The sequence below is a fragment of the Pantoea sp. B_9 genome, from assembly GCF_008632015.1.
Classification (GTDB): Bacteria; Pseudomonadota; Gammaproteobacteria; order Enterobacterales; family Enterobacteriaceae; genus Pantoea; species Pantoea dispersa.
In genome coordinates this window covers 38,151-64,442 of sequence record NZ_VWVL01000008.1, presented here as the reverse complement: position 1 = coordinate 64,442, position 26,292 = coordinate 38,151, and the positions used below count along the sequence as shown (strand labels likewise).

The following is a 26,292-nucleotide window of genomic DNA, read 5'->3' as shown; positions in this document are numbered from 1 at the left end:
TCAATCTGGCGATAATGTACGCATTTCGTACAAAAAAGCCATAAAAAAACGCGCCAGAAAAGGCGCGTATTCACGAAGAGAAGGGAAAATTAATCCTGCTGCTGGAATTGAGTCATCACCGTCTGCTCGCACTGCTGCTGATCGTGACGCAGCTTCGCCCGCTCTTCTTCGCCCAGCTCCAGCCAGCCGTTGACCACTTCCTGCGCGGTTTCCTCGTTAAAGGAGGGTTTGTTCATGGCCGACGGTGACTGGCTGGCCGCCAGCTGTGACTTCATTTTCTCAGTGTAACTCTGCATGTCACCGGTTTTCTGCTCCCCGCTAACAATGTGGCACAGCTGGCTGGCGTAGATATTCTCCTGCGCGTCGGCATCCGTATCATCCGCCAGCGCGCTGGCAGACAGCGACAGCCCTACCAGGGCGATAAGCAATGCTTTCATAATAAACTCCCGTTATTTCCAGAAATCACGTTTCGTCTTGCTGCGCGCGTGCCGCCTGCCGGGCAGCACGCCAGTTCAGTAGCGGCGTCACCGTGATGCCGTGCAGCACAATGCTGCACACCACCAGCGTCAGCGCCATGTCCATCATCTGTTCCGCCTGCGGGCCCTGCAGGCCGTGCACCCAGGCATAAGCAATATAATTGATACTGCCGATGCCGCGAATCCCCAGCCAGCCAATCAGCATCCGCCGCATAAACGGCATCTCGCAGCGCCAGGTGGTCAGCCATACCGCCAGCGGTCGCACCACTACAAACAGCAGCAGCGCCAGGCCGATGCCGGTGAGATTCCAGTGATGCGCCAGCGTGATGCCCAGCACCACCATCATCGCTGCCGCCAGCAGGCGTTCGATAGTATCACCAAACGACAGCGCATCGCCGACCACCAGGCCGACCGATTTTACCGGGCTGCCGCCCCCCTGCTTCAGGCGCTGGTTAGGATTGACCAGCACCTCTGCCGGCAGGTAGCGCTTCTCTTCCGGTAAATCTTCCAGTGGAAAGCGTTTGGTCACGCGCAGCTCGGCGCGGCGTAAGCCAACGCCTGCCGCAAAAGTGGCAAGGAAGCCAGACGCATCCACCGACTGCGCCGCCGCGTAGCTCAGGGCGATCAGCGCCAGCGCGAGGAAATCATTGGGGGCCACATCGTGATGCGCGCTGCGCAGATGGGTCGCCAGCTGGCCGATCAGCCGTCCGAGCAGATAACCAATCGCCAGCCCGCCGCCAATCGCCCACACCACATCGCGCGCTGCCCAGCCGCCCAGCAGCTGCAGACTGAAGGCGCCCGGATGCATCAGCAGCAGCGCCAGCATCAGCAGCGGCAGCGCTGAACCGTCGTTCATGCCGGCCTCGCTGGAGAGCGCCACGCGCAGCGCATCGTCATCGCGCGCATCGTTAACGGAGATCAGGCTGGCAAGCACCGGGTCGGTCGGGGCAACAATGGCACCAAACGCCAGCGACAGCGGCCAGCCAAAGCCGGTAATCCAGTGAATCAGGCAGGCCATGCCGCCGACGGTCAGCAGCATCGCCGGAAAAGCCAGCCGCAGCCCGACGCGCCACGCGTGCGCGCTCATCGGCAGACGCAGCTTGAGCCCGGTGATAAACAGCGAGGCGGCCATGGTGATTTCGGTGATATGGGCGGCGAGCTCGGCGTGGCCGATAATGTCGATTTGCAGCAGATTAAGCATCCACGGGCCGCACAGAATGCCCGCGATCAGGTAGAGACCAAACGACGTCACCGGCCCCCGGTGAATCCAGCCGGAAGCCAGTGACATCAAAAGTAGCAGACCGCCAGTAAGGGCGGTCCAGGCCAGGAAGTTCATAACGCTCCGTTTTTAAATAACATTCTCCTTTAAGCCTGGCACAGGATCGTGAATTAGTTTTGCAGATGGCGACTGGCGAGACGAATCAGCAGCGCAAGCACAGCGGCAGCCGTCGCAAGGCTGACCACGCCATTCCAGCCGAAATGGGCCAGCGCCAGGCTGCCGAGCGCCGCGCCGGTCGCCATACCAATAAACACCACGGTGAACATCAGCGCATTGAGGCGGCTGCGCGCTTCCGGCGCCAGGCTGTAGACCAGCGTCTGATGCGCCACCAGCGTGGCCTGCACGCCAAGGTCAAAGCCGATGGTGCTGAGGATAATCAGGCCGAGCTGCGCCGGCACCGGCAGTACCGGCAGCAGGAACATCAGCGCAAACGACACCATCACCAGCGTGGCGCCATACTGGGTGACACGCGCCGGGCCGATGCGGTCGGCAAAACTGCCCGCCAGTGGCGCGGCCAGCGCCCCGGCGGCACCGGCCAGACCGAAGGCCCCTGCCACGGCGCTGTCGAGATGGAAGCGATCGCTCAGCATCAGCGCCAGGGTAGACCAGAAGGCGCTGAAACTTACCGACAGCAGGCCCTGCGCCAGCGCCGCACGGCGCAGCGTCTGGTGATGCTGCCACAGATGCGCCAGCGACAGCAGCAGACGCGGATAGCTCACCGTGGTGCCCGGCGTAAAACGCGGCAGCGCGCGCCACAGCGCCAGACTGCTCAGCAGCACCGCCGCCGCCGCCATCATGTACATGGTGCGCCAGCCCAGATACTCCGCCACCACGCCGCTCACCACGCGCGACAGCAGAATGCCGACCAGCAACCCGGTCATCACCGTGCCGACGGTTTTGCCGCGGCTGCGCTCCGGAGCCAGCGCCGCCGACGCCGGCACTATGTCCTGCGCCACGGTAGCGGTTAATCCGGTAACAAAGCTGGCGATCAGCAACGCATTGATGCCGCCGGAAAAGCCACACAGCAGCAGCGCGGCGACCAGCAGCAAGCCTTTAACCAGAATGATGGTGCGGCGATCGTGGCGGTCACCGAGCGGGGCCAGCAGCAGAATCCCCAGCGCGTAACCGGCCTGGGTCAGCATCGGTACCATACCAACGCTGCCAATGCCCACATTGAACTGTTTACTGATGATATCCAGCATCGGCTGGCTGTAGTAAATCGATGCCACGCTGAGACCGGCACCGGCCGCCAGCGTAAACACCAGCGGTGCCGGCAGCTTTTCAGCAGGCATGGCAGAAGATTGAGACATGGCAGACATAGTGGTTTTCCCCCGTGATGATGCGCTTATTAAAGCGCGTTGCGGCCATACGCGGTAGACTGCTACGACACAGAACTGTTATGCATGGTACGTATGAGCACACTCACCAGCGTTGACCGCATCGAACTGATGCAGACGTTTATCCGCATTGTTGAAAGCGGCTCGCTGTCGGCGGCCGCGGCGCAGCTCGGCACCACCCAGCCCACCGTGAGTCGCCGTCTGCAGGCGCTGGAACAGCGGCTCGGCCTGAAACTAATTTTACGCACCACCCATGCGCTGAAACTCACCGATGACGGAGAGCGCTGCTATGCCCAGGCGCGGCAGCTGGTGGCGACCTGGCACGCGCTGGAAGATGAGTTAACCGGCGCGAATGACGACCCGATCGGCACCCTGCGCGTGCGTGCGCCGCATGCATTTGGTCAGGATCAGTTGATTGCACCGCTGATGGATTATCTGCAGCGCTATCCGCGCCTGGCAGTGGAGTGGATGCTCAACGACCGCACGCCGGACTTTGTCAGTGAAAACGTTGACTGCGCCATTCAGGTCGGCGCGCCCACCGATCCGTCGGTGGTGGCGGTGCTGCTGGCGGAAGTGCCGCGCTTTGTCGTTGCGGCACCGGCGCTGCTGGCGGCTCATGCGCCGGTGAAAGAGGTTACCCAGCTGACGCAGCTGCCGTGGCTGGCGCTGACCAGTTTTTATCGTAACGAAATTGCGCTGCAGCGTCTCAGCGACGGCCAGCCGATCAACCTGGCGATTGCCCCGCGCCTCGCCAGCGATAGCCTGTACGCGGTGCGTAAAGCCGCGCTGGCGGGCATGGGCGCCGCGATTGTGTCGTCATGGGTGGTGCAGGAGGATTTAGCCAGCGGCGCGCTGGTGCAGCTGGTGCCCGAGTGGCAGGCGCCGCCGCTGCCGGTGTGGCTGACCTACCCGTGGGCCAGTTATTATCCGGCCCGCCTGCAGCATTTTTTCGCGATGATCAGGGACGTGATGCCGCAGCTGACCGGCACGCAGCCGGTGCGGTAAGGGCCAGGTCGCCATTCGGGTTTTTGTAGGGTGCGCATTCATGCGCACCTGGCAACTGGCCAGGTCGCCATGAATGGCGACCCTACGGGGCACTGCGGTTTTTACAGGGTGCGCATTGATGCGCACCTGATGTAATCGGTCAGCTCGTGCGTAAAGGTCACGATTTCTTTTCAACCTTCGACATATTATCCAGCCAGCCCATCACAAAGGCCGACAGCACGAAGGTCAGGTGGATGATCACGTACCACATCAGCTTTTCGTTGGCGACGTTGCGCGCATCCATAAAAATACGCAGCAGGTGAATCGATGAGATCGCCACAATCGAAGCTGCCACTTTGTTTTTCAGCGAGCCGGAATCCATCTTGCCGAGCCAGCTCAGCTTCTCTTTGCTTTCATCGATATCCAGCTTGGAGACAAAGTTCTCATAGCCGGACAGCATCACCATGACCAGCAGGCCACCGACCAGCGTCATGTCCACCAGCGACAGCAGCAGCAGAATCAGATCGTTTTCCGCGATGCTGAGAATGTTGGGCAGCAGGTGAAAAATTTCCTGAAAAAATTTAACCGTCAGCGCCAGCAGCCCCAGCGAAAGTCCAATGTAAACCGGTGCCAGCAGCCAGCGCGATGCATACATCAGGTTTTCGGTAAAACGTTCCATAAGTTCCCATTTATCAACAGACAAGCCATCGAGTATAACCGAACTTATGTGAAGTTATTTCAGTGCTTCTTCAGAAATTTCAGGCGCGGCCGGCAGCGGCAGCGACAGGCGAAACACCGCCCCGCCCTGCGGCCGGTTTTCCGCCCAGATGCGTCCGCGATGCGACTCAATAATGGTTTTGCTGATGGCCAGCCCCAGCCCGACGCCCGGCACGGCCGACTCCTTGTCGCCGCGGGCAAACTTGTCAAAAATGCGCGTCAGATTCTCCGGCGCAATGCCCGGTCCGTTATCCCATACGGCGATCTCCAGCCGGGTTTTATCGCGCCAGGCACGAATGCCGTGCTGCGCGGCATTGCCGGCATACTTCAGGCTGTTTTCGATCAGGTTAGTAAACACCCGCTCCAGCATCGCGCTGTCGCCTTTGATCAGCACCAGCTCCGGCGGTAAATCCAGCGTGAAGTCGTGCCCTTTCAGCGACGGTCCCATGCTGCTTAGCGCGCCGCCAATCACCTCGTCCAGCGCCACCCACTCTTCGCGCAGGTTCAGCCCGCCGGACTGAATGCGCGCCATGTCCAGCATGTTGCTCACCAGCCGGATGGTGCTCAGCGTCTGTTCGCGAATCTGATTGGCCTGGCCAACGTATTTTGACTGTTCGCTGGCGAGGTCCAGCATCAGCATCTCAGCCTGGCCAAACAGCACCGTCAGCGGCGTGCGCAGATCGTGGGACAGCGCCGACAGCAGCGCATTACGCAGCTGCTCGCGCTCGGCGGCCAGCCGTGACGCGGCTTCGCTGTGCGACAACGCCATGCGTTCCAGCGCGTTGGCAATCAGCACCGTAAAGGTCTCCACCAGCCGCTGCTGTTCGGGAATCATCAGCTGGCGCAGGTTGTCCGGCTCAACCACCAGCAGGCCGCGGCAGTGTGCCCCGCTTTTCAGCGGCAGAATCTGGTACGGCACCGCCGGTAACGTATCGGTGCCGGCACCGGCCGGTTGCCCTTTGCTGTAGCTCCATTTGGCGATGCCGAGGTCGGGCGGCGTCCCGATGGTGCTTTCACCCGCCGACTGCAGCTCACCCTGTTCGTCGGGCAGCAGCAGCTGGCTGCGCGCCTGCAGCGTCACCTCAATGACGCGCTGGCTGGTAGCAGCGATATCCTGCGGCGTCAGCGCGCTGCCAAGCGATTTCGCCATCTCATACAGATGGCGCGCGCGCTGTTCACGGTAGCGCGCCACCCGCGCCTGATAGCGCACGCCGGCGGTGAGATTGCCGACAATCACCCCGACCGCCAGCATCACCGCAAAGGTCACCAGGTATTGCAGATCCGATACCGCCACCGTGCCGGTGGGGGCCACAAACACCAGGTCGAAGGCCAGAATATTGATTACCGTGGCGAATACCGACGGCCAGCGGCCAAAGCGCAGCGCCACCAGCACCACCGCCAGCAGATAGATCATTACCGCGTTGGCGGTATCAAACTCCACCAGCCACCAGCGACCAATCAGCGTCACCAGCACGCACAGCGCGATCGCCATCAGACATCCGCGCAGGTGCAGCCGCCATTTCTCGCTGCTGGCACGCTGGCCGCTCAGGGCCGCTGGCACATCGCGCACCGGCTCATCCAGCGCCACTACCAGCAGGTCGAGCTCCGGCCCCAGCTCGCCGAGACGCTGGGCAAAGCTGTCGCGTCGCCAGCGCCGCTGCGGCTGCCGGCCGGTAACAATTTTGCCGAGATTGTGCTCGCGCGCATAGCGCAGCACCGCGCGCGCCTCGTCCGGGTCGGACAGCGTGGCGGTTTCCGCGCCCAGCTCCTGCGCCAGCTGCAGCGTGCGCAGAATGGCGCGCCTCTGCGCTTCCGGCAGTCGGTTGAGGCGCGGCGTTTCCACATACACCGCATGCCACTCGCTGCCGAGACGGGCAGCAAGACGGGCGGCGGTGCGTACCAGCTTTTCACTGCCGGTGTCGTCACCGATGCACAGCAGAATCGCGTCGCGCGTGTGCCACACTTTGTCGCGCCCCTGCTGATCGCGCCAGGCGCGCATCTGATCGTCTACCCGGTCGGCCGTGCGGCGCAGCGCCAGTTCACGCAGCGCGAACAGGTTGCCTTTGCGGAAGAAATTTTCGATGGCGCGCTCGGCGCGGTCGCCGACATACACTTTGCCCTCTTTCAGCCGCTGACGCAGATCGTCCGGCGGCAGATCCACCAGCACCACTTCGTCGGCGCTGTCGAAAAAGGGATCGGGTACGGTTTCGCGCACCTGAATGCCGGTGACGCCGCCTACCACGTCATTCAGGCTCTCCAGATGCTGCACGTTGACGGTGGTAATCACGTCGATACCGGCATCCAGCAGCTCTTCAATGTCCTGCCAGCGCTTGGGATGGCGCGAGCCCTGCACGTTGGTGTGCGCCAGTTCATCCATCAGGATCACCGCCGGATGGCGCGCCAGCGCGGCATCGAGGTCGAATTCCGCATGGCGCGACCGACCGGTGGCGCGCCGCGCCAGCACCGCCAGCCCCTGCAGCAGCGCGGCGGTCTCTTCACGGCCGTGGGTTTCTACCACGCCAGCCAGCACGTCCAGCCCCTGCGCCCGCAGGCGCTGCGCCTCCTGCAGCATGGCGTAGGTTTTCCCTACGCCCGCACAGGCGCCGAAGTAGATTTTCAGTTTACCGCGATGGCTGTCGCTGTGATTGAGCAGCAGGGCATCGGGATCGGGGCGCGGTAATTCGTCGTTCATGCGAGGTCCATTTTTATCGCGTGCACCAATGTGGCATTGCGCAATAAATTGCGCCGCTACGGTATGTGCACATTTTTGTAGCGGCGCGATTCTTCGCGCGGTTTGAAACTATCCCTGCAAATCATCCAGTGCCATATTCAGCCGCAGCACGTTCACCGTTTCTTCGCCGATAAACGGCAGCAGCGGGCGCTCGGTGTTGCGCGCAATCAGCGCCTCGACGTCTTTCAGCGTCATGTTGCGCGCTGCCGCAACGCGCGGTGCCTGCCACAGCGCGGCTTCAGGGGAGATATCCGGATCCAGGCCGCTGCCTGAAGCGGTCACCAGCTCCACCGGCACCGCTGCCGGCGCCTGTGGATTGGCAGCGCGCAGCGCAGCCACCCGCTCCGCCACCGCTTTATCCAGCGCCGGATTACTGGCGGCAAGGTTGCTGCCGCCTGATGCCTGCGCGTTGTACGGCACGTCGCTGGTGGCCGATGGACGGCCCCAGAAGTGGCCCGGCTGGCTGAACGCCTGACCGATCTGCTCTGAGCCGCGCACCGCGCCGTCGCGCTCAATCAGCGAACCGTTGGCCTGCGACGGAAACCACCACTGCGCCAGGCCGGTGGTCAGCAGCGGATAGACCGCGCCGGTCAGCAGGGTAAGCAGGATTAACAATACTATAGCCGGACGTAACTGACTCATTTCTCTTCTCCTTACACCAGGCCCGACAGCGTCAGCAGCAGGTCGATCGCTTTAATGCCAATAAACGGCACCACTAAACCGCCTACGCCATAAATCCACAGATTGCGGCGCAGCAGCGCTGCCGCGCTCATCGGCCGATAGCTCACGCCTTTCAGCGCCAGCGGAATCAAAAACACAATTACCAGCGCGTTAAAGATCACCGCCGACAGAATCGCCGAGGCCGGTGAATGCAACGCCATCACGTTCAGCATATTGAGCTGCGGATAGGTCACGGCAAACGCCGCCGGGATGATGGCGAAGTATTTCGCCACATCGTTGGCGATACTGAAGGTGGTAAGCGAACCGCGCGTCATCAGCATCTGTTTGCCGATGTGCACCACTTCCAGCAGTTTGGTCGGGTTGGAGTCAAGATCGACCATGTTGCCCGCCTCTTTCGCCGCCTGGGTGCCGGAGTTCATCGCCACCGCCACGTCGGCCTGCGCCAGCGCGGGCGCATCGTTGGTGCCGTCGCCGGTCATTGCCACCAGGCGCCCTTCCGCCTGATACTGACGAATCAGCGCCAGCTTGGCTTCCGGCGTCGCTTCCGACAGGAAGTCATCGACACCGGCTTCCGCCGCAATCGCCGCGGCGGTTAACGGATTATCACCGGTGATCATCACCGTTTTGATGCCCATCTTGCGCAGCTCGGCGAAACGCTCCTTGATGCCGCCTTTAACGATGTCCTTCAACGCCACCACGCCCAGCACCTGCGCGCCTTCAGCCACCACCAGCGGCGTACCGCCGGCGCGCGCCACCTCTTCCACCCGGGCATTAACCTCAGCCGGGAAGCTGCCGTGGCTGGCTTCAATATGACGGCGTACCGCGTCCACCGCGCCTTTGCGGATCAGGCGATCCTGTACGTTGACGCCGCTCATGCGCGTCTGCGCGGAGAACGGGATAAAGCTGGCGCCCATGCTGCTGAGATCGCGTTCGCGCAGGTTAAATTTCTGCTTCGCCAGCACCACGATGCTGCGCCCTTCCGGCGTCTCATCGGCCAGCGATGCCAGCTGCGCCGCGTCGGCCAGTTGCTGCTCGCTGACGCCCGGCGCAGGCAGGAACTGCGTCGCCTGGCGGTTACCGAGCGTGATGGTGCCGGTTTTGTCCAGCATCAGCACATCCACGTCACCGGCGGCCTCCACGGCGCGCCCGCTGGTGGCAATCACGTTGGCTCCCAGCATGCGGCTCATGCCCGCCACGCCAATCGCCGACAGCAGTCCGCCGATGGTGGTGGGAATCAGGCAAACCAGCAGCGCCACCAGCACCGTCACGCTAACCGGCGTGCCGCCCCAGGCGGAAAACGGCCACAGCGTAGCGGTCGCCAGCAGGAACACAATGGTCAGCGACACCAGCAGGATGGTCAGGGCGATTTCGTTGGGCGTTTTGCGGCGTTTGGCGCCTTCCACCATGGCGATCATGCGGTCGAGGAAGGTTTCGCCCGGATTGACGCTGCACTGAATCACCAGCCAGTCCGACAGGATGCGCGTCCCGCCGGTCACCGAGGCAAAATCCCCGCCGGATTCACGAATCACCGGTGCCGATTCGCCGGTAATGGCGCTCTCATCCACTGACGCGCCGCCCTCCAGCACTTCACCGTCGCACGGGATGATGTCACCGGCTTCCACCAGCACCACATCGCCTTTGCGCAGCGTATCGGCCGCCACCGGCCGCCACTGCGCACCGTGAAACGGTTCCGCCAGTTTCTTCGCATCGCTGTGCTTGTTCACCCCTTTCAGGCTGTTGGCCTGCGCCTTGCTGCGCCCTTCCGCCAGTGCTTCGGCGAAGTTAGCGAACAGCACGGTAAACCACAGCCAGATGGCGACCGCCGCGGTAAAGCCGGCGCTGCCGTTCAGCTGCCCCGCCGCCATACCGATGGCCAGCAGCGAGGTGAGCACGCTGCCGATCCACACCAGAAACATCACCGGGTTGCGAAACTGTACGCGCGGATCGAGTTTTTTCACCGCATCCAGCATCGCGGTGCGCGTCAGCGCCGCATCAAACAGCGCCAGTTTTTGACGACTCATGATTCCGTTATCCCTGAATAAGTTGCAGATGTTCCGCCACCGGGCCAAGCGCCAGCGCGGGAACGAAGGTCAGCGCACCCACCAGCAGTACGGTGCCCACCAGCAGTGCGATAAACAGCGGGCCGTGAGTCGGCAGCGTGCCATTGCCCACCGGCTGAATTTTCTTCGCCGCCAGCGAACCGGCAATGGCCAGCACCGGAATGATGATGCCGAAGCGGCCGACCAGCATGCAGAAGCCCAGCAGCAGGTTCCAGAACGGGGTGTTGGCGCTGAGACCGGCGAAGGCGCTGCCGTTGTTGTTGGCCGCCGACGACACCGCATACAGCACCTCGCTGAAGCCGTGAATGCCAGGGTTGGCCATACCGGCGCGTCCGGCTTCGGTCATCATCGCCAGCGCAGTACCCAGCAGCACCAGCGTCGGCGTCACCAGAATCGCCAGCGCGGTCATTTTCATCTCCCACACATCGATCTTTTTGCCCATGTACTCCGGCGTACGGCCAATCATCAGACCGGCGATAAACACCCCGAGCAGCACGAACAGCAGCATGCCGTATAAGCCGGCACCGACGCCGCCGAACACCACTTCGCCCAGCTGCATCAGCCACATCGGCACCATGCCGCCCAGCGCAGTGAAGGAGTCATGCATGGCGTTTACCGCACCGCACGACGCCGCGGTGGTGATCACCGCAAACAGGCTGGAGTTGAGAATGCCGAAGCGTGTCTCCTTGCCTTCCATGTTGATCGCGCTATCGGCGCCCAGGGTCAGAAAGTGCGGATTGCCGCGCAGCTCAGCCCACATCACCGCGACTACCGCCAGCACAAACATGATGCTCATGGCCCACAGCAGCATATGGCCCTGACGGCGATCGCCCAGCTGCTGACCAAAGGCAAAACACAGCGCGGCCGGGATCAGGAAGATGCTCAGCATCTGCACAAAGTTGGTCAGTGCCGTCGGGTTTTCAAACGGATGCGCCGAGTTGGCGTTGAAGAAACCGCCGCCGTTGGTGCCGAGCATTTTGATCGCTTCCTGCGAGGCTACCGGCCCGAGCGGCAGCGTTTGCTGCGCGCCTTCCAGCGTGGTGAAGGCATGATAGGGTTCAAAGTTCTGAATGCTGCCCTGGCTGACAAAGAACAGCGCCATCAGCAGGCTAATCGGTAACAGCACGTAGACGGTGATACGCGTCAGGTCGCGCCAGGCGTTGCCGAGCGTTTCCAGCGAACGGTTGGCAAAACCGCGCATCAGCGCAAACGCCACCGCAATACCGGTTGCCGCCGAGAGGAAGTTTTGCACCGTTAAGCCCGCCATCTGGCTGAAGTAACTCAGCGTGCTCTCGCCCGCGTACGCCTGCCAGTTAGTGTTGGTGACAAAACTGATCGCCGTATTGAGCGCCAGATCCCAGCTCAGGCCAGGCAGATGCTGAGGATTGAGCGGCAGCGCGCCCTGCCCCATCAGCATCGCCAGCAGCAGCACAAAGCCGAGCGCGTTAAACAGCAGGATGGCCAGCAGATAGTGCGGCCAGCGCATCGCCGCGCCGTCAACGCCGGCCAGACGCCACAGCACGCGTTCACTGCGTGCCAGCAGGGGCTTATCCGCCACCATCAGCGCCAGCAAGCGGCCCAGCGGCTGCGCCAGCACCATCAGCACCAGCAGATAGCACGCAATCAGTAAAAACGCATTCGCCGCCATCAGAATGCCTCCGCATTAAGCAGGGCATAAATCAGGTAGCCCAGTAATAAAAATACCAGCACGATGCCGGCTATCACGCCCACACTCACAGCAACCTCCAGAGGATTTTGTAGTGCAGCAAGCATGCGCGGCGCGGCATAAAGAAGGGGTAAAAAGGCGCAGAGCGGGCGTAAAGAAAGTATAAAAACGCGGACAGATCAGGCGCTTTCCAGCGCCCAGATGCGATTCAGGTCAACGTTGTGCCACAAGCCGCTGTCCTCAGCGCCAGTGATGGTATCGGTGCAGAAGCTGTCGCCGAGGTCCAGCGCTTCCGGTTTGACCTCGCGCTGCGAATGCAGCGACCAGAACACATGCACTTTGGGCTTCAGCAGCGATTTTTCCCCGGCCTGCACCACCAGCGCCACACGCCCGGAGGCCAGCCGTACCAGCGAGCCCACCGGATAAATACCGATGGTGCGCACAAACGCGTGCAGCAGCGCACTGTCAAAGTGGCCGCGCCAGCTCAGCATATTGTGCATCGCCTCCGCCGGCGTCCAGCCTTTGCGATACGGGCGATCGGAGGTCACCGCGTCGTAGACGTCACACACCGCCGCCATGCGTGCGTAGAGCGAGATCTCTTCGCCCTGCAGCCGGTGCGGATAGCCGCTGCCATCGAATTTTTCATGGTGATGCAGCGCAATATCCAGCAAATCTTCATCCGCGTGGGCTTCCATCAGCATTTGCGCACCGACGATCGGATGCTGGCGCATAATCGTAAACTCTTCGTCGGTGAGCTTATCCGGCTTGTTGAGGATGGTCAGCGGCACCGCGGCTTTACCGACGTCATGCAGCAATCCGCCCATGCCCACGCGACGCAGCTGCTGCTCATCCAGCCCCATTTTCTTGCCCAGCGAAATCATCAGACCGCACACCGCCATGGAGTGCAGGTAAGTGTAATCATCATGATTTTTCAGCCGCGCCACGCTGAGCAGCGCGGTTGGCTCGCGGGTAATCGATCCGGCAATTTCATCGACCAGCTCAAGGGTAAAGGCAAGATCGAGGCCCTGCCCCATGCGCGCTTCGTTGAACATCGCCAGCACCTGCGGCTTGCCCTGGTTGAAGATGCACTGCGCCTGATCCATCTCGCGGAAAAACGGCGTCTGCGGAATGTCTTTTTTCGGCTGCGGCGTGGCAGGCGCGCGCACCGACCGCTCGGGATCGATCCATACCTGCTGGATCCCCTCGTTACGGATCAGGGCGATCTGACGCTTATCGGTGATCAGCATCTGGTTGCGAATGCGTTTGTCCTTGATCCACCAGACCTCAAGCTTGTGGATAAACATGCCTGGCCGCAGCTCGTCAACGGTAATCAGCTTTATCACGATATCGCTCCTTAATATCAGTGGATGGTAAGGAGTGATATCGGCAGCTGAGCAAAAAATCTTCAGGGCGGCGTGACTGGTCGGGTCAGGCAGGAACGTTTATGCATAGCGCAATAAATTGCGCCGCTACCGCGCAGTGCATTAAGCCACTTTAATGCCAGCCTTTTGCGCCGTTTTCTCTTCTGTGGCAACGGCAGCGTTGTGCCGATCGCCTACGCGTTCAATCGGGCCCATCACCAGCAGGAACAGCAGTGCCGCGACGACACAGTGCGCGCCGACGAACACCAGGCCAATGCTGTAGCTGCCGGTCAGGCCAACGATCACGCCAAACAACAGCGGCGTAATAAATCCTGCCATGTTGCCGATGCCGTTGAAGATCGCGCCGGCGAGGCCAACCGCCTCTTTGGGTGCCGTATCGCTGACCACGGTCCAGGTGCCTGCGCCCGCCGCCACGCCTTTGCCGAAGAAGGCAAACGACATGATGGCGATAATGCCGGCGTTGGAAGGGATCACCGCCGCCAGAATCAGCGAGGCGGCCATCAGCATGCCAACGATGTACGGCGTTTTGCGCGCCCACGACAGGCTCCAGCCGCGCGCCAGCAGCTTATCTGAGATATAGCCACCGCTGATACCGCCCAGAAAGCCAAACAGCGCCGGTGCAATGGTGGCGAAACCGGCATCCAGAATGTTCATGCCGCGCGCCTGCACCAGATAGATCGGGAACCAGGTAATGAAGAAGTAGCTAAGCGCGATGGTGCAATACTGGCCGAGGTAGGCGCACCACAGCATGCGGTTGGTGAGCAATGTTTTGAACATCGCTTTGCTGACCGGCGGCCGTGCGCGCAGCTTGTGTGTGGCGTCGATATCCACCAGCGCGCCACCCTGTTCAATGTAATGCAACTCGCTGGCGGAAACGTGCGGATGCTGACGCGGGCTGCGCATATAGCCCGCCCAGACAAACACCGCCAGCACGCCGATGCCGCCAAGCACAAAGAATGGCCATTCCCAGCCATAACGCGACACCAGCCAGCCGGAAAGCGGTGAGAATATCGCCACGGCAAAGTATTGTGCCGAGGCAAACAGCGACGATGCGCGTCCGCGCTCTGCGCCCGGGAACCACATGATCACTGCGCGGGCGTTGGCGGGAAAGCTCGGCGCCTCAATCAGGCCCAGCGCGAAGCGCAGCGCAAACATCAGCGTCAGCGCCATGGTCATGCCACTGGAAAACTCACCGACAAATCCCATCAGCAGGGTCGAAACCGACCACAGCGCCAGCGTCAGGCCGTAGACCTTTTTGGTGCCGAAGCGATCGAGAATCAATCCGCCGGGGATCTGGCCGATGACATACGCCCAGCTGAAGGCCGAAAGGATCAGGCCGAGCTGGATCGCCGACAGGCCAAACTCCTGTTTGATCGCCGAGCCGGAGATCGACAGGATCGAGCGATCGGCATAAGCGACCACTGACAGGAACAGAATCAGGCAAAGGATCCAGATACGCACGTGGCTGTTCTGGCTGCGGTTTTTGCGTTGCAACATAGGCTGAATTCCTTGATGGAGGAGCATCCTGCCCCGAAGCGATGATGGTCAGGAATACCGCGCAGATTTCCCTGTTCAGCAACTATAGAAAGCCAGTGTTGCTCTGGTCATTGTGCGAATGAAGGAATCCGCGCGGCGAAACGGCGCGGGTTTTGGTCGCTGACACAAAGCCGGGTGCGGTAGCGCACAAAATCTTTAATCCGTGCTGGCTTTCGCCGCGGAATGTGCGCCAGCGCTGAGAAAAGAGTTTGCGCGATCACTATGAGCAGGCAAAGCATCCATGCGCGTCGGGCAAATTGTGCGCTGCACAGCAAATTACGAAGCAGCAGATTGCCAGCTCTGCTGCCGGCTCGTAGGCTGAAAATGATTTCATTGAGCCATTTTCAACACCAATGAAAAATTTATTCTAATAAACAGCTTACTCTGGAGTCTGCGATGAAAACCCTCAAGGCGATACTGTTACTTGGCCTGCTGACCAGTTCTGCTTCCGCGCTGGCGGAGAAGATCGGCGTGTCGATGGCCTATTTTGACCAGAACTTCCTTACCATTATTCGTCATGCCATTGATAAAGAAGCCAAAGCGCGCGGGCTGGATGCCCAGTTTGAAGATGCGCGCGGCGACGTCGGCCGCCAGACCGACCAGGTGCAAAGTTTTATCAGCGCAGGCGTGGATGCCATCATCGTCGATCCGGTGGATTCTGCCAGCACACCACAGCTGACCCGACTGGCGCAGCAGGCGAAAATTCCGCTGGTGTACGTCAACCGCACGCCAGGCGATAAAACCCTGCCGCCCGGCGTGGTGTTTGTTGGTTCGGACGAACGCGAATCCGGCACGCTGCAAATGGAGGCGCTGGCTAAACTGGCGAATTATAAAGGTAACGTGGCGATCATGATCGGCAACCTGACCGATGCCGGCGCGCTGCAGCGCACCAAAGATGTCGAGCAGGTGGTGGCGAAATACCCGGGCATGAAAGTGGTACAGAAGCAGCCAGCAAACTATGCGCGCAACGAAGGCATGGACCTGATGCTCAACTGGATTGGCAACGGTGAAGCGATCGATATCGTCGCGGCCAATAACGATGAGATGGCGATTGGTGCGGCAATGGCGCTGGCAAAGAGCAATAAAAAGATTCTGGTGGGCGGCATCGACGCCACGCCGGACGGCCTGAAGGCTCTGGCGCAGGATAAGATGCAGGTGACAGTGTTTCAGGACGCCATCGGTCAGGGTAAAACCTCGGTAGACGTGGCGCAGAAGCTGATTAAAGGCGAGAAAGTGGCTTCACACGTGTGGATCCCGTTCGAGCTGGTGACCAAAGAGAATATGCAAAAATACGTCGAGCGCAGCCAGTAGCAGGCGGACACTGCCGGGGCGCGATTATGGCGAGCTGAGCTGCCTGGTGCGCATCAATGCGCACCCTACGGGCTACCTGTAGGGTCGCCATTTATGGCGACCTTATTCGTAGTTCAGATGGTGGGGCCACTTCCAGCAGTCTTAGCTGAGCTGATCGGATTGTTCAGCCAGCGCTTTGCGTAGGTTTGTGCGTACCCTATGCAGAAAATCGACAGCAGTGGTGCCCCATAAATGAGGATCAAACTCGTCCTGAAAATACGCTTCGAATGTCGTTTCTGGATCCGAACTTTCACTCAAAAAAAGATCAATATCCGCCGCTAGCCCCTGCCAACTGGCGGGATGCTCGTTGCGTAAAAACGCATCAATTTTTGGCTCGATTTCATCACTATCATCTATAAGGTCATAGTCCTGACCAAAATATATCGTAATGAAACAGCCTAGCTCATTGAAATTTGAACGGTTCATGTCAGGCCTTAGGAAACGCAGTAAGAATAAAATAGGGTTTTCCATGCCACTGCTCAAAACGAAGCACCAGCCGAACCCTATAGCAGCGAATAACGTCCGGGGAACCACGACGAATCATGATACCTGTCTGAGTGGCAAAAATTCTCTCCAGCTCCATTTTGGCATTCATTCCGGGAGGGAGATGTTTTACCCACATTTCTATCTGGTGGCTATTGTCCCTGATTACCTGACTAATTAGCTGCTCCGCCTCATTCACTGTCCTGAAGCTACTGGTCGCGTAAAGAGAGGGCCTGCGTTCCAGCCTGGCAACTAACTCTTCAGCTGTTTTACCAATATGGCGTTCAAGCGTGTGTCCGCCAGTGCTGCCCGCTAGCGCTTCATGAACCGCCAGGTTGATGCGACCAGAGCGAACAGCAGCAACGCGCACGGCTCCTGCCGCAAACGCGAAACTCATGGGAATCGCAACATCCACCGTCATGCCTACATGTAGGGCGGTTTGGCTATCCGCCCCTAAGGTTTTTGCGAGCTTCACGGCTGAATGATACGTATCAGTGCTGACATTGCGACCTGTCCAGACCTGTCGTAATGAGGCCTGTATGGTATCAAGTCCATGTGTACCGACAACAATACAACCAGCTTTGGTCAACATCGTGGGTTCTGGAACCACGCACATAGCACCAGCACCGAACATTTCTGCCACACCACCGATAAGTCCCAGTCCACCAAAAAGACGATTGCTGAGTGTTTCTCCTTCGCTGATATTTTTGTCTGATAGCACAGCCGCCATGTGCACAGGCGATACAGCAATTTTCAATCCATCATTTTCATCCATAAAACGCATCTCCGTTTGAAAAAATTCCATTTTGGCCAATCAGTAGTGCGACAGCATCACGATGTTTACTCTTTGATTCATTACAGTGGGTTTACGACCGCAACCATCACTCGCGCAGTATCGCCATGACGATAATGTCGTGGTACTCGCCCTCGCGCAGGCAGGCTTTGCGCTTCACGCCTTCCTGCTCAAAGCCCAGGCGCTGATACAGACGCAGCGCGCGCTGGTTGTCGTGAAACACTTCCAGCTCAACGCGAATCACGCCCAGCCAGTTAAAGGCATAGTCGATACCCGTGCGGATCAGCCGCTCGCCGATGCCACGACCGCTAAACGCCGGATCGACGCCAATACCAAAACTGATGCTGTGACGCGTACGCGGCCGCTGTTCGGTAAACAGCGTCAGCTCGCCCACCATCTGCCCGTCGATTTCCGCCACAAAACCGATATAGCCTTCGCTGTCCATACGCTCGAATTTTTTCTGCCAGGTGGCGACGCTGGGAAACGGCAGCTGCGTGGTCCAGCGATACACCTCGGGATGACTGTATAAACGTTGATAGGCGGCGGCATCGCCCGGTTCGCGTCCGCGAATCTGCAAATCCATGTCGATAATCCCTGTTCAGTTGCACTAAGCTGTTAACTCTCACCGATCGGAAAGAGTGGCCTTATGTTGTATCGTCGTTTTGAACGTTTTATCAATATTTTTCAGGATGCCCCCACCGATTCCCCACCCGCCAGCGTGTGGCCGTTTTACCTCTATTATCTGCGTCAGGTGTGGCCAAGTTTTGTCGCGCTGCTGATTGTCGGGCTGGCGCAGGCGCTGATCGAAGTGGCGCTGTTCAGCTACCTCAGCCGTATTATCGATCTGGTCAATCACACCACGCCCGCTACGCTGTTCAGCGATAACTGGCCGATTCTGCTGTGGATGGCGGCGGTGGCGCTGGTGCTGCGGCCGGTGGTGATCGCGCTGCACGATATGCTGGTGCATCAAAGCATTAACCCCAGCATGACCAGCATGATTCGCTGGCAGCATCACAACTATGTGCTGCGGCAGAGCCTCAATTTCTTCCAGAACGATTTTGCCGGCCGTATCGCCCAGCGCATCATGCAAACCGGTAACTCGCTGCGTGACTCGGCGGTTCAGCTGGTGGATGCCATCTGGCACGTAGTGATTTACGCCGTGACCTCACTGGTGCTGTTCGCGGAAGCCGACTGGCGCCTGATGATTCCGCTGATCGTCTGGATTGTGGCGTACAGCCTGTCGCTGCGCTTCTTTGTGCCGCGCGTTAAGCAGCGCTCGGTGGTGTCATCCGAGGCGCGCTCTAAGCTGATGGGCACCATCGTTGACGGTTACACCAACATCGCTACCCTGAAACTGTTTGCCCATAACGATCTGGAAAAACGCTACGCGCGCGACGCCATTCAGGAACAGACCGACAAAACCCAGCATGCCAGCCGCATGGTGACCAGCATGGATATCACGCTGTCGACGCTCAATGGCCTGCTGATTGTCAGCACCTCCGGCCTCGCGCTGTGGCTGTGGAGCCAGTCGCTGATCAGCGTAGGCGCCATCGCGCTGGCCACCGGGCTGGTGATTCGCCTGGTGAACATGTCCGGCTGGATCATGTGGGTGGTGAACGGCATCTTCGAAAACATCGGCATGGTGCAGGATGGCCTGAATACCATTGCGCAACCGCTCAGCGTGCAGGATGCGCCGCAGGCGAAAAAGCTGCAGGTGACGCGCGGCCAGATCCGCTTTGAGGATGTGCGTTTTGACTACGGCGGCGGCCGCCAGGTGATTAACCGCCTGAATCTCAACATCAAGCCTGGCGAGAAAATCGGTCTGATTGGCCCCTCCGGCGCCGGTAAATCGACCCTCGTGAACCTGCTGCTGCGGCTGTATGACATCAACGGCGGGCGCATTCTGATTGACGATCAGGACATCGCGCAGGTCACGCAGGCGAGCCTGCGCAGTCAGATTGGTATGATCACCCAGGATACGTCGCTGCTGCACCGCTCGATTCGCGAAAACCTGCTGTACGGTCGCCCGGATGCCAGCGAAGCCGAGCTGCAGGCGGCGATTGTGCGCGCCCGCGCCGACGAGTTTATCCCGCTGCTCTCCGATCCGCAGGGCCGCACCGGGCTGGATGCGCACGTCGGCGAGCGCGGCGTCAAACTCTCTGGCGGCCAGCGCCAGCGTATTGCCATCGCCCGCGTGCTGCTGAAAGATGCGCCGGTTCTGATCATGGATGAAGCCACGTCGGCGCTCGACTCGGAAGTGGAAGCGGCGATTCAGGAGAGCCTGGAGACGCTGATGCAGGGCAAAACGGTGATCGCCATCGCCCATCGCCTGTCGACCATCGCGAAAATGGACCGGCTGGTGGTGCTGGAGAACGGCGGCATTGTTGAGATGGGTAACCATCGCGAACTGCTGGCGCACGGCGGGCTGTACGCGCGCCTGTGGCAGCATCAGACCGGCGGATTTGTCGGCGTCGATTAATCGCCGCGCCGGTAAGGCAGGGCGTCGCGCGCTTCCTGTGCCCAGGCGCGTACCCCTGCCCGCTCCTGCTGCAGAAAATCCCCGACCGCATCACGCAGCCCCGGATGGCACAGATAGTGCCAGGAGTGGGTGAGTTGCGGTTCAAAGCCGCGCACCAGCTTATGCTCGCCCTGCGCACCGGCATCAAAGCGCTGCAGCCCTTCGGCGATGGCGAAATCCATGCCCTGGTAGAAACAGGTCTCGAAGTGCAGCCGGTCAAACTCCGCCAGACAGCCCCAGTAGCGGCCATACAGCGTGTCGTCATCCACCAGACAGAAGGCCATGGCGGCGGGCTGCTGCTGTAGCGTGGCGATCACCACGCGAATCGCCTGCGGCATCCGCTCCGCTAGCAGGCTGAAGAAGGAGCGCGTCAGATAAGGTCGCTGGCCGCGCACCGCGTAGGTGTTGGCGTAGCAGGTATACACAAAATCCCACTGATCTTCACGCAGCTCATCGCCGCGATACCAGTTAAACGCAAAGCCGCTGCTGGCCACCTGTTCGCGCTCTTTGCGTAGCTGCTTGCGTTTGCGCGACATCAGCGTGTCGAGAAAGTCGTGAAAATCGCGGTAGCCGCGATTGTGCCAGTGATACTGCACGCCGAGGCGCGCCAGCCAGTCCGGCTGGGTTGCCAGCAGCGCGTTGGCGTGCGGCGTGGTGAAGTTGATATGCGCCCCGCTTAAGCCGTGCCGCTGCAACGCATCGGGTAGCGCCTCCAGCATCGGGATAATCGCCGTCTCGTCGCCCAGCAGCCGCGCGCCGGTCACCGGGCTGAACGGAATGGCGCCGAGCCATTTGGGGTAATAGGCGATACCGGCACGCTGGCAGGCATCGGCCCACGCGTGATCGAACACATATTCGCCCCACGAGTTGCGTTTACGGTAGCCCGGCAGCGCTGCCCGCAGCCTGCCGTCTTCGCGCCACAGCAGATGATCCGGCTGCCAGCCGTTTTCCGCGCGCACGCTGCCACTCTCTTCCAGCGCGAGCAGGAAGGCGTGACGCAAAAAAGGTTGATTGTCAGGTAACAGCGCATCCCATTCGGCAGCGGTGATCTCCGCCAGCGATGACAGGTGAAGCAAAGGCATTGGTGGCTCCCGGCCAGCTTAAGGCGAACGCCTAGTTCAGCAGGTTTTGCCGCCGTGCGAAAGGTGCGGCGCACTGAATGTAAAGCGGGTCGTTGCGCCATGCTGCGCACATTGCTGTCGCGGCCCGTGCCACGATTTTTCACGTCGTCTGTGTATACTCACCCTTTTCCCTTGCAGGAAATGCCATGGATCGTCTTGATTGTGATCGCATGTTTGTCGCCGTACTCGAAGTCGGAAGTTTTGCCGGTGCCGCCGCCCGGCTCGGCACCAGCAGCGGCCAGGCGTCAAAGCTGGTGTCGCGTCTGGAGCAGCAACTTGGCGTGCAGCTGTTCAAGCGCAGCACACGGGCACTGTCGCCCACCGAGATCGGCCGCGCCTATTACGAGCGGGTGAAAACCCTGCTGGAGGCGTTCGACGCGCTGGATGCCACGGTGCAGGAAAATGCCCGCTCACCCACCGGCCGCCTGAAGATTAGCGCACCCGGCACCTTCGGCACCGCGGTGCTGGCCAGCGTGCTGGTGGCGTTCGCGCGTCACTATCCGCTGATTGAGCTGGACGTCAACTTCTCCGACCGCGCCGTGAATATCGTCGATGAAGGCTTCGATATGGCGATCCGCATCGGCAAGCTGGACGACAGCAGCCTGATTGCGCGCCGTCTGGGCGAGGTGCCGATTCGCCTCGCCGCCGCGCCCGGATATCTGCTGCAGCACGGCACGCCGCAGCACTGGCGCGACCTGGCGACGCATCAGTGCATCAGCGACACCAACTTTCGCGATCCGTGGCACTGGCCGTTCGTCACGCCGTGCGGCGACAGCGTCAGCATGCCGATTCGCGGCCGCCTGTGCTTCTCCAACACCGAAGCCTGCCTGCAGGCGGCGCTGGCCGGCCTCGGCATTGCGCGTCTGCCCGGTTTTATCGCTGCACCGGCGCTGCAGCGAGGCGAAATCGTCACGCTGCTGGAGGACTTTGCGCCGCCAGCCATGGGCCTGTTTGCTCTGTATCCGCCCGCGCGCCACCTGGCGCAGAAAACCCGCCTGCTGATCGACTTTCTGGCCGAGCACTTCCGCCTGCATCCGCCCGGCTGATTCCTTCCATTCTGGAAACAATCAAAGCCGTTTTGCCCGGATTATCAGCATAACGGCAGCAGGGTAAGCTGCTGACATCACTTCAGAGGAGCAGAGCGATGTTGGTAAACGGTAAGTGGAGCGCAGAGTGGCATCCGGTTCAGGCCACCGATAAACAGGGTGGCTTTGTACGCCAGACTTCCAGCTTTCGTCACTGGATCAGCGCCGATGGCAGCAGCGAATTTGCCGCCGAGCCGGATCGCTATCATCTGTACGTCGCGCTGATCTGCCCGTGGGCCTCGCGCACGCTCATTGCGCGCAGCCTGAAAGGGCTGGAGCAGATTGTCAGCGTGTCGGTGGTTGAGCCGCAGCTTGGCGCGCAGGGCTGGCGCTTCGGCGATTATCCCGGTGCCGATCGCGACCCGCTGAACAACGCTGAGTATCTCCACCAGCTGTATACCCGCACCGACGCCGACTTTACCGGGCGCGCCACCGTGCCGGTGCTGTGGGATAAAAAAACCCAGACCATCGTTAACAATGAGTCGGCGGATATTCTGCGCATGTTCAACAGCGGCTTTGGCGATCTGGCAGACAACCGGCTCGATCTCTACCCTGAGGATCTGCGCCCGGAGATCGACGCGCTGAACGCAACGATCTATCCGCGTCTCAATAACGGCGTTTATCGCACCGGTTTCGCCACCACCCAGGTGAGCTATCAGCAGGCGTTTAATGAAGTATTTGAGCAGCTTGATGAGCTGGAGCAACGGCTGAAAGATGGCCGCACTTTTCTGCTGGGTGAACGACTGACCGAGGCCGATATCCGCCTGTTCGTGACCCTGATACGCTTTGACGTCGCCTATCACGGCCTGTTCAAATGCAACCTGCGCCGCCTGCGCGATTACCCGCTGCTCGATCGTTATCTGAAGAGTGTGCTGGCGGTCTCCGGCGTGCGGCAAACGGTGAACATCGACCACATCAAACAGGGCTATTATTCGATTAAAGCGCTGAATCCCAACGGCATCGTGCCAGCGGGACCGGATTTGGCGGACTACGGTTTTTAAGGAGCAGGGCAATGGCAAAAGCGTTAGTGGTGTTTTTACATGGCGTCGGCAGTAATGGCGCGGATTTGGCGGTGCTGGGGCAACACTGGTCAGCGCTGCTGCCCGACGTGGCATTTGCCGCGCCCGATGCGCCCTTTCCCTTTGAACACGCCATGGGCTATCAGTGGTTCAGCCTGACCGGCATCACGCCGGAAAACCGTCCGGCACGCGTACGGGCTGCGCGCGACGCCTTTGACGCCACGCTGCAGCAGCTGATGGCGCAGCACGCGATGGCCGGCGCGTGGCAAAAGGTGATTCTGGTGGGATTCTCGCAGGGCTCGATCATGGCGCTGGATGCGCTGGCCTCCGGACGCTATCCGCTGGCTGGTGTGGTGGCCTTCTCCGGTCGCCTGGCCTTTGACGAGGCGCTCACGCCGCCGCCGCATGCCTCCGCGCTGCTGATTCACGGCAAAGCCGATGAGGTCATCCCGTTTAGCGAAACCGTCTCCGCCGCGCAGCGCCTGCAGAGCGCGGGCGTCGCGGTCACCGCACAGTATGAACCCGTCACCGGTCACACCATTTCCAGCCACGGCGCGATGCAGGCAGCGGCCTACATCGCCCAGTGCCTGCAGGATTAAGGCCAGTAGCGCTGCAGCGCCTGCCACGCCTGACGCGCGGCCGCTTCCGGCGGCTGTGCTTTGAGGCGATCGTTAAACACTTCGATGCCCACCGGACCGCGATAGCCTGCACTTTTCAGCTTATCGACAAAGCGTTCCACTTCAATGATGCCGTCGCCGGGCAGTAAGCGCTGATGGCGCGCATAGTCGCTCAGCGCCTGCTTTTCCTGCGGTGGCATCTGCGCCATATCGCACAGCTGCACTTCATAAATGCGGTCGGCCGGAATGCCGTCGAGCTGAGAGGCATCGCCACCGCGTGCGCAGATGTGGAACAGATCGACCACCAGCCCGATATTGGGCTGATCCAGCCGCTGCAAACGCTGCCACGCCAGCGGCAGCGTATTGTCGACGCTGCACCACGCCATCGGTTCATACATGATGCGCATGTTATAGCGCGCGGCTTCCGAGGCCAGCCAGCGCAGATCTTCATCAATGCGCTCCGCAACGCAGTCTTCGCGCGTGGTTGCCGGCGCCTGAATGGTATCGCAGCCCAGCGATTGCGCGACGCGAATGAAATCACGCAGTTCGGCGCGCTTTTGCAGCCGTTCGCTGTCCGGCGCGCCGGTAAAGTCACGCAGCACCTGCAGATTGGTAAAGCCCAGGTTCAGCTGCGCGGCCAGCGCCGCCGTGTGCTCAGTAACCTCTTCCCGCCATATTTCAACCTGATCGAACCCAGCGGCACGCGCCGCCTGCAGCTTATGCGCCGATTCACCGTTTAACAGCACCAGGTTAAGGAATTTCGGGTTTGCAGACATCAACAGCTCCTTAATCGTCCGGATAAAGCGGTGACAGAGGCTGTGCGCCACCCGCACAGCATCCTGATCAGTATCCCCCTCTCAAGGGTGATTTCAAGCGTGTCGTTTAGCCCAGCAGGTTCACCACGGCGAAACCGGCAAAGGTCATCAGCAATGAACCGATGACATGCACCATCACGCTCGACATTGCCCACAGGTATTTTCCTGATTGTAGCAACACCACGATCTCGGCCGAGAAGGTCGAAAACGTCGTCAGCCCGCCGCACAGGCCGGTGACGATCAGCAGTTTCCATACGGGATCGATGTGCGGATTGCGCACAAACCACGCCATTGCCGCGCCAATAATAAAGCCACCGACCAGATTAACGATCAGCGTACCTGGCGGCAGGTTGGGGAATAACGTATTGAAACGCAAAGAGATAAGCCAGCGCAGCGTGCAACCGATGGCACCACCGATCATGACCGCGAACAGCGACTTCAGCATAGTCTGGAGCTCCTGAATTGAGATACGCGCAGGGCCGCGGCAGGACAGAAACTACACCTGACACACCGCCGTCTCCCGCGCAGGGATAAGCAAGTTGTCAGGCGTCATCAGCCGTCTGTAACCAGAGGGCGGTTGGGTAAGGTGGCACGCCATCACCTCAGAGGCACGATAATACGCTGGCGCGGCGGAGGTGACAATATTCACCTGCCGTCAGCGTATCGTCGGGAACGATTATGTTTTACCGTGGCAGACATCATCAGCAAGGAGATTCCGATGCGTACCCTGATTTTTGATACTGATATCGGCGTGGATGACGCCTTTGCGCTGGCGTATGCGGCGCGCACGCAGCGGCTACTGGGCATCACCACGGTGTTTGGTAATGTCGCGGTTGGCCAGGCGGTAAAAAACGCCCGGCTGTTCTGTGCAAAGATGAACATCAGCGCGCCGGTGTATCGTGGCTGTTCGCGTCCGCTGGCGCTGGCCCCTTCCGCACCGGCCACCCTGCACGGCGCAGACGGTCTCGGCGATGCCTACGATAACCCGTATAGCGATGTCGCCGAAAGCGCGGTGCAGTTCATCATCGACAGCGTACGCGCGCAGCCGCACGCGATTACCCTGGTGGCAATCGGGCCGCTGACCAATATCGCCTGCGCCATCAACCAAGCGCCAGACATCATTCCGCTGGTGAAAGAGCTGGTGATCATGGGCGGCGCGTTTGGCACCGACGGCCACGCCGGCAACGTGACGCCGTTCGCCGAGTTCAATATCTGGAAAGATCCGCATGCCGCCGATCAGGTGCTGGCCTCGGCGCTGCCGGTGGTGATGCTGCCGCTGGATGTGACGCACAAGGTGCTGATCAGCGGAGAGGAAGTGCGCCAGCTGAATCAGCCGGTGTTGAGTGCCATCTGCCGGCCTTATCTGGCTTACAGCCTGCAAAAAGAGGGGTTTGATGGCATGGCGCTGCACGATACCCTGACGCTGTCATGGCTGGCGCTGCCGCAGGCGTTCAGCGTGACAACAGCGCCGGTGCGCGTGGTGACCGAAGGCATCAGCCGCGGCCAGACGCTGCAGCGCGTGAGCACTCTCGCCTCGCGCGACGATCCGTTCGCCGGCCTGCGCGCCCAGCGGTTGTGTCTGGGCGTCGACGCCGAGGCGGTACGGCAACATTTTTTTGCCACGCTGCGCGCCTGACACTCT

Annotated in this window: 24 protein-coding genes and 1 riboswitch; of the genes, 7 read left to right on the top strand and 17 right to left on the bottom strand. The window is 60.6% G+C overall.

The window, feature by feature from the left end:
- Positions 1–89 precede the first annotated feature (89 nt).
- The 3 genes from F3I21_RS20015 to F3I21_RS20005 are packed head-to-tail and all read right to left on the bottom strand — an operon-like array spanning position 90 to position 3,074.
- A complete protein-coding gene (locus F3I21_RS20015) occupies positions 90–437 on the bottom strand; it encodes a hypothetical protein (protein WP_021507870.1) in 348 nt (115 codons plus the stop codon).
- A gap of 25 nt (positions 438–462) precedes the next feature.
- Positions 463–1,812, bottom strand: coding sequence for a sodium:proton antiporter (locus F3I21_RS20010; protein WP_150059621.1), 1,350 nt, complete (start codon positions 1,810–1,812; stop codon positions 463–465).
- A gap of 53 nt (positions 1,813–1,865) precedes the next feature.
- Positions 1,866–3,074: an MFS transporter gene (locus F3I21_RS20005; RefSeq protein ID WP_031279767.1), complete on the bottom strand. Its 1,209-nt coding sequence runs from the start codon at positions 3,072–3,074 to the stop codon at positions 1,866–1,868.
- 93 nt (positions 3,075–3,167) lie between these two features.
- Here F3I21_RS20005 and F3I21_RS20000 point away from each other — a divergent pair, with 93 nt between their 5' ends.
- Entirely contained in the window at positions 3,168–4,097 is a 930-nt protein-coding gene (locus F3I21_RS20000) for a LysR family transcriptional regulator (RefSeq protein ID WP_132466546.1), read from the top strand.
- 157 nt (positions 4,098–4,254) lie between these two features.
- Here F3I21_RS20000 and F3I21_RS19995 read toward each other — a convergent pair whose 3' ends face one another.
- From F3I21_RS19995 to F3I21_RS19960, 8 genes are all read right to left on the bottom strand, one after another.
- Positions 4,255–4,755, bottom strand: coding sequence for a TIGR00645 family protein (locus F3I21_RS19995; RefSeq protein WP_021507874.1), 501 nt, complete (start codon positions 4,753–4,755; stop codon positions 4,255–4,257).
- A 54-nt stretch (positions 4,756–4,809) separates the two neighbouring features.
- Entirely contained in the window at positions 4,810–7,485 is a 2,676-nt protein-coding gene (gene kdpD, locus F3I21_RS19990; RefSeq protein WP_150059620.1) for a two-component system sensor histidine kinase KdpD, read from the bottom strand.
- A gap of 108 nt (positions 7,486–7,593) precedes the next feature.
- Positions 7,594–8,166 carry a potassium-transporting ATPase subunit KdpC gene (gene kdpC / locus F3I21_RS19985; protein WP_150059619.1) on the bottom strand — a complete coding sequence of 191 codons (573 nt, stop codon included), beginning with the start codon at positions 8,164–8,166 and terminating at the stop codon, positions 7,594–7,596.
- Positions 8,167–8,177: 11 nt separating this feature from the next.
- Positions 8,178–10,226: a potassium-transporting ATPase subunit KdpB gene (gene kdpB / locus F3I21_RS19980; protein ID WP_150059618.1), complete on the bottom strand. Its 2,049-nt coding sequence runs from the start codon at positions 10,224–10,226 to the stop codon at positions 8,178–8,180.
- A 7-nt stretch (positions 10,227–10,233) separates the two neighbouring features.
- Positions 10,234–11,913, bottom strand: a complete 1,680-nt coding sequence (gene kdpA, locus F3I21_RS19975) for a potassium-transporting ATPase subunit KdpA (protein ID WP_088516523.1) — start codon at positions 11,911–11,913, stop codon at positions 10,234–10,236.
- Positions 11,913–12,002 (bottom strand): K(+)-transporting ATPase subunit F, encoded by a 90-nt coding sequence (gene kdpF, locus F3I21_RS19970; protein WP_021507879.1) that lies wholly within the window; start codon positions 12,000–12,002, stop codon positions 11,913–11,915. The genes kdpA and kdpF overlap by 1 nt, the downstream gene beginning before the upstream one ends.
- A 108-nt stretch (positions 12,003–12,110) precedes the next feature.
- Positions 12,111–13,274 carry an HD-GYP domain-containing protein gene (locus F3I21_RS19965; RefSeq protein WP_021507880.1) on the bottom strand — a complete coding sequence of 388 codons (1,164 nt, stop codon included), beginning with the start codon at positions 13,272–13,274 and terminating at the stop codon, positions 12,111–12,113.
- A 141-nt stretch (positions 13,275–13,415) separates the two neighbouring features.
- Positions 13,416–14,810 (bottom strand): MFS transporter, encoded by a 1,395-nt coding sequence (locus F3I21_RS19960; RefSeq protein WP_150059617.1) that lies wholly within the window; start codon positions 14,808–14,810, stop codon positions 13,416–13,418.
- Between the two features lie 435 nt (positions 14,811–15,245).
- Here F3I21_RS19960 and F3I21_RS19955 point away from each other — a divergent pair, with 435 nt between their 5' ends.
- Positions 15,246–16,160: a sugar ABC transporter substrate-binding protein gene (locus F3I21_RS19955; RefSeq protein ID WP_021507882.1), complete on the top strand. Its 915-nt coding sequence runs from the start codon at positions 15,246–15,248 to the stop codon at positions 16,158–16,160.
- A 141-nt stretch (positions 16,161–16,301) separates the two neighbouring features.
- Here the strand turns inward: F3I21_RS19955 and F3I21_RS19950 are convergent, their stop codons facing one another.
- The 3 genes from F3I21_RS19950 to F3I21_RS19940 form a co-directional block, all read right to left on the bottom strand.
- Positions 16,302–16,625 carry a contact-dependent growth inhibition system immunity protein gene (locus tag F3I21_RS19950; RefSeq protein ID WP_058759357.1) on the bottom strand — a complete coding sequence of 108 codons (324 nt, stop codon included), beginning with the start codon at positions 16,623–16,625 and terminating at the stop codon, positions 16,302–16,304.
- A 1-nt stretch (position 16,626) separates the two neighbouring features.
- On the bottom strand, positions 16,627–17,457 hold the full coding sequence (locus F3I21_RS19945; RefSeq protein WP_150059668.1) for an RNase A-like domain-containing protein: 831 nt from the start codon (positions 17,455–17,457) through the stop codon (positions 16,627–16,629).
- Positions 17,458–17,563: 106 nt separating this feature from the next.
- Positions 17,564–18,058: a GNAT family N-acetyltransferase gene (locus F3I21_RS19940; RefSeq protein ID WP_021507883.1), complete on the bottom strand. Its 495-nt coding sequence runs from the start codon at positions 18,056–18,058 to the stop codon at positions 17,564–17,566.
- A gap of 63 nt (positions 18,059–18,121) precedes the next feature.
- Between F3I21_RS19940 and F3I21_RS19935 the strand changes: the two genes are divergently transcribed.
- A complete protein-coding gene (locus F3I21_RS19935) occupies positions 18,122–19,954 on the top strand; it encodes an ABC transporter ATP-binding protein (protein WP_141496773.1) in 1,833 nt (610 codons plus the stop codon).
- On the opposite strand, the gene F3I21_RS19930 is transcribed toward F3I21_RS19935, so the two are convergent.
- Positions 19,951–21,075, bottom strand: coding sequence for a GNAT family N-acetyltransferase (locus F3I21_RS19930; protein WP_058775152.1), 1,125 nt, complete (start codon positions 21,073–21,075; stop codon positions 19,951–19,953). The two genes, F3I21_RS19935 and F3I21_RS19930, sit on opposite strands and share 4 nt — an antisense overlap.
- Positions 21,076–21,260: 185 nt before the next feature.
- On the opposite strand from F3I21_RS19930, the gene F3I21_RS19925 reads away from it, so the two are divergent.
- The 3 genes from F3I21_RS19925 to F3I21_RS19915 all read left to right on the top strand — a co-directional run bounded on the left by F3I21_RS19925 (position 21,261) and on the right by F3I21_RS19915 (position 23,817).
- A complete protein-coding gene (locus F3I21_RS19925) occupies positions 21,261–22,160 on the top strand; it encodes a LysR family transcriptional regulator (RefSeq protein ID WP_058759361.1) in 900 nt (299 codons plus the stop codon).
- 98 nt (positions 22,161–22,258) lie between these two features.
- Positions 22,259–23,200, top strand: coding sequence for a glutathione S-transferase family protein (locus tag F3I21_RS19920; RefSeq protein ID WP_150059616.1), 942 nt, complete (start codon positions 22,259–22,261; stop codon positions 23,198–23,200).
- Positions 23,201–23,211: 11 nt separating this feature from the next.
- Positions 23,212–23,817 (top strand): alpha/beta hydrolase, encoded by a 606-nt coding sequence (locus tag F3I21_RS19915; RefSeq protein WP_058780232.1) that lies wholly within the window; start codon positions 23,212–23,214, stop codon positions 23,815–23,817.
- On the opposite strand, the gene F3I21_RS19910 is transcribed toward F3I21_RS19915, so the two are convergent.
- Entirely contained in the window at positions 23,814–24,611 is a 798-nt protein-coding gene (locus tag F3I21_RS19910) for a sugar phosphate isomerase/epimerase (RefSeq protein WP_150059615.1), read from the bottom strand. The genes F3I21_RS19915 and F3I21_RS19910 overlap by 4 nt on opposite strands.
- A gap of 106 nt (positions 24,612–24,717) precedes the next feature.
- Entirely contained in the window at positions 24,718–25,095 is a 378-nt protein-coding gene (gene crcB / locus F3I21_RS19905) for a fluoride efflux transporter CrcB (RefSeq protein ID WP_021507890.1), read from the bottom strand.
- 91 nt (positions 25,096–25,186) lie between these two features.
- A riboswitch (Fluoride riboswitch) is annotated at positions 25,187–25,261 on the bottom strand.
- A gap of 107 nt (positions 25,262–25,368) precedes the next feature.
- On the opposite strand from crcB, the gene F3I21_RS19900 reads away from it, so the two are divergent.
- Positions 25,369–26,286, top strand: coding sequence for a nucleoside hydrolase (locus F3I21_RS19900; protein ID WP_150059614.1), 918 nt, complete (start codon positions 25,369–25,371; stop codon positions 26,284–26,286).
- Positions 26,287–26,292 lie beyond the last annotated feature (6 nt).

Coding starts and splice junctions, on each gene's coding strand:
- F3I21_RS20015 (WP_021507870.1), bottom strand. CDS start 437: ATGAAAGCATTGCTTATCGCCCTGGTAGGGCTGTCGCTGTCTGCCAGC.
- F3I21_RS20010 (WP_150059621.1), bottom strand. CDS start 1,812: ATGAACTTCCTGGCCTGGACCGCCCTTACTGGCGGTCTGCTACTTTTG.
- F3I21_RS20005 (WP_031279767.1), bottom strand. CDS start 3,074: ATGTCTGCCATGTCTCAATCTTCTGCCATGCCTGCTGAAAAGCTGCCG.
- F3I21_RS20000 (WP_132466546.1), top strand. CDS start 3,168: ATGAGCACACTCACCAGCGTTGACCGCATCGAACTGATGCAGACGTTT.
- F3I21_RS19995 (WP_021507874.1), bottom strand. CDS start 4,755: ATGGAACGTTTTACCGAAAACCTGATGTATGCATCGCGCTGGCTGCTG.
- kdpD (WP_150059620.1), bottom strand. CDS start 7,485: ATGAACGACGAATTACCGCGCCCCGATCCCGATGCCCTGCTGCTCAAT.
- kdpC (WP_150059619.1), bottom strand. CDS start 8,166: ATGAGTCAGTTACGTCCGGCTATAGTATTGTTAATCCTGCTTACCCTG.
- kdpB (WP_150059618.1), bottom strand. CDS start 10,226: ATGAGTCGTCAAAAACTGGCGCTGTTTGATGCGGCGCTGACGCGCACC.
- kdpA (WP_088516523.1), bottom strand. CDS start 11,913: ATGGCGGCGAATGCGTTTTTACTGATTGCGTGCTATCTGCTGGTGCTG.
- F3I21_RS19960 (WP_150059617.1), bottom strand. CDS start 14,810: ATGTTGCAACGCAAAAACCGCAGCCAGAACAGCCACGTGCGTATCTGG.
- F3I21_RS19955 (WP_021507882.1), top strand. CDS start 15,246: ATGAAAACCCTCAAGGCGATACTGTTACTTGGCCTGCTGACCAGTTCT.
- F3I21_RS19950 (WP_058759357.1), bottom strand. CDS start 16,625: ATGAACCGTTCAAATTTCAATGAGCTAGGCTGTTTCATTACGATATAT.
- F3I21_RS19945 (WP_150059668.1), bottom strand. CDS start 17,457: ATGGATGAAAATGATGGATTGAAAATTGCTGTATCGCCTGTGCACATG.
- F3I21_RS19940 (WP_021507883.1), bottom strand. CDS start 18,058: ATGGATTTGCAGATTCGCGGACGCGAACCGGGCGATGCCGCCGCCTAT.
- F3I21_RS19935 (WP_141496773.1), top strand. CDS start 18,122: ATGTTGTATCGTCGTTTTGAACGTTTTATCAATATTTTTCAGGATGCC.
- F3I21_RS19930 (WP_058775152.1), bottom strand. CDS start 21,075: ATGCCTTTGCTTCACCTGTCATCGCTGGCGGAGATCACCGCTGCCGAA.
- F3I21_RS19925 (WP_058759361.1), top strand. CDS start 21,261: ATGGATCGTCTTGATTGTGATCGCATGTTTGTCGCCGTACTCGAAGTC.
- F3I21_RS19920 (WP_150059616.1), top strand. CDS start 22,259: ATGTTGGTAAACGGTAAGTGGAGCGCAGAGTGGCATCCGGTTCAGGCC.
- F3I21_RS19915 (WP_058780232.1), top strand. CDS start 23,212: ATGGCAAAAGCGTTAGTGGTGTTTTTACATGGCGTCGGCAGTAATGGC.
- F3I21_RS19910 (WP_150059615.1), bottom strand. CDS start 24,611: ATGTCTGCAAACCCGAAATTCCTTAACCTGGTGCTGTTAAACGGTGAA.
- crcB (WP_021507890.1), bottom strand. CDS start 25,095: ATGCTGAAGTCGCTGTTCGCGGTCATGATCGGTGGTGCCATCGGTTGC.
- F3I21_RS19900 (WP_150059614.1), top strand. CDS start 25,369: ATGCGTACCCTGATTTTTGATACTGATATCGGCGTGGATGACGCCTTT.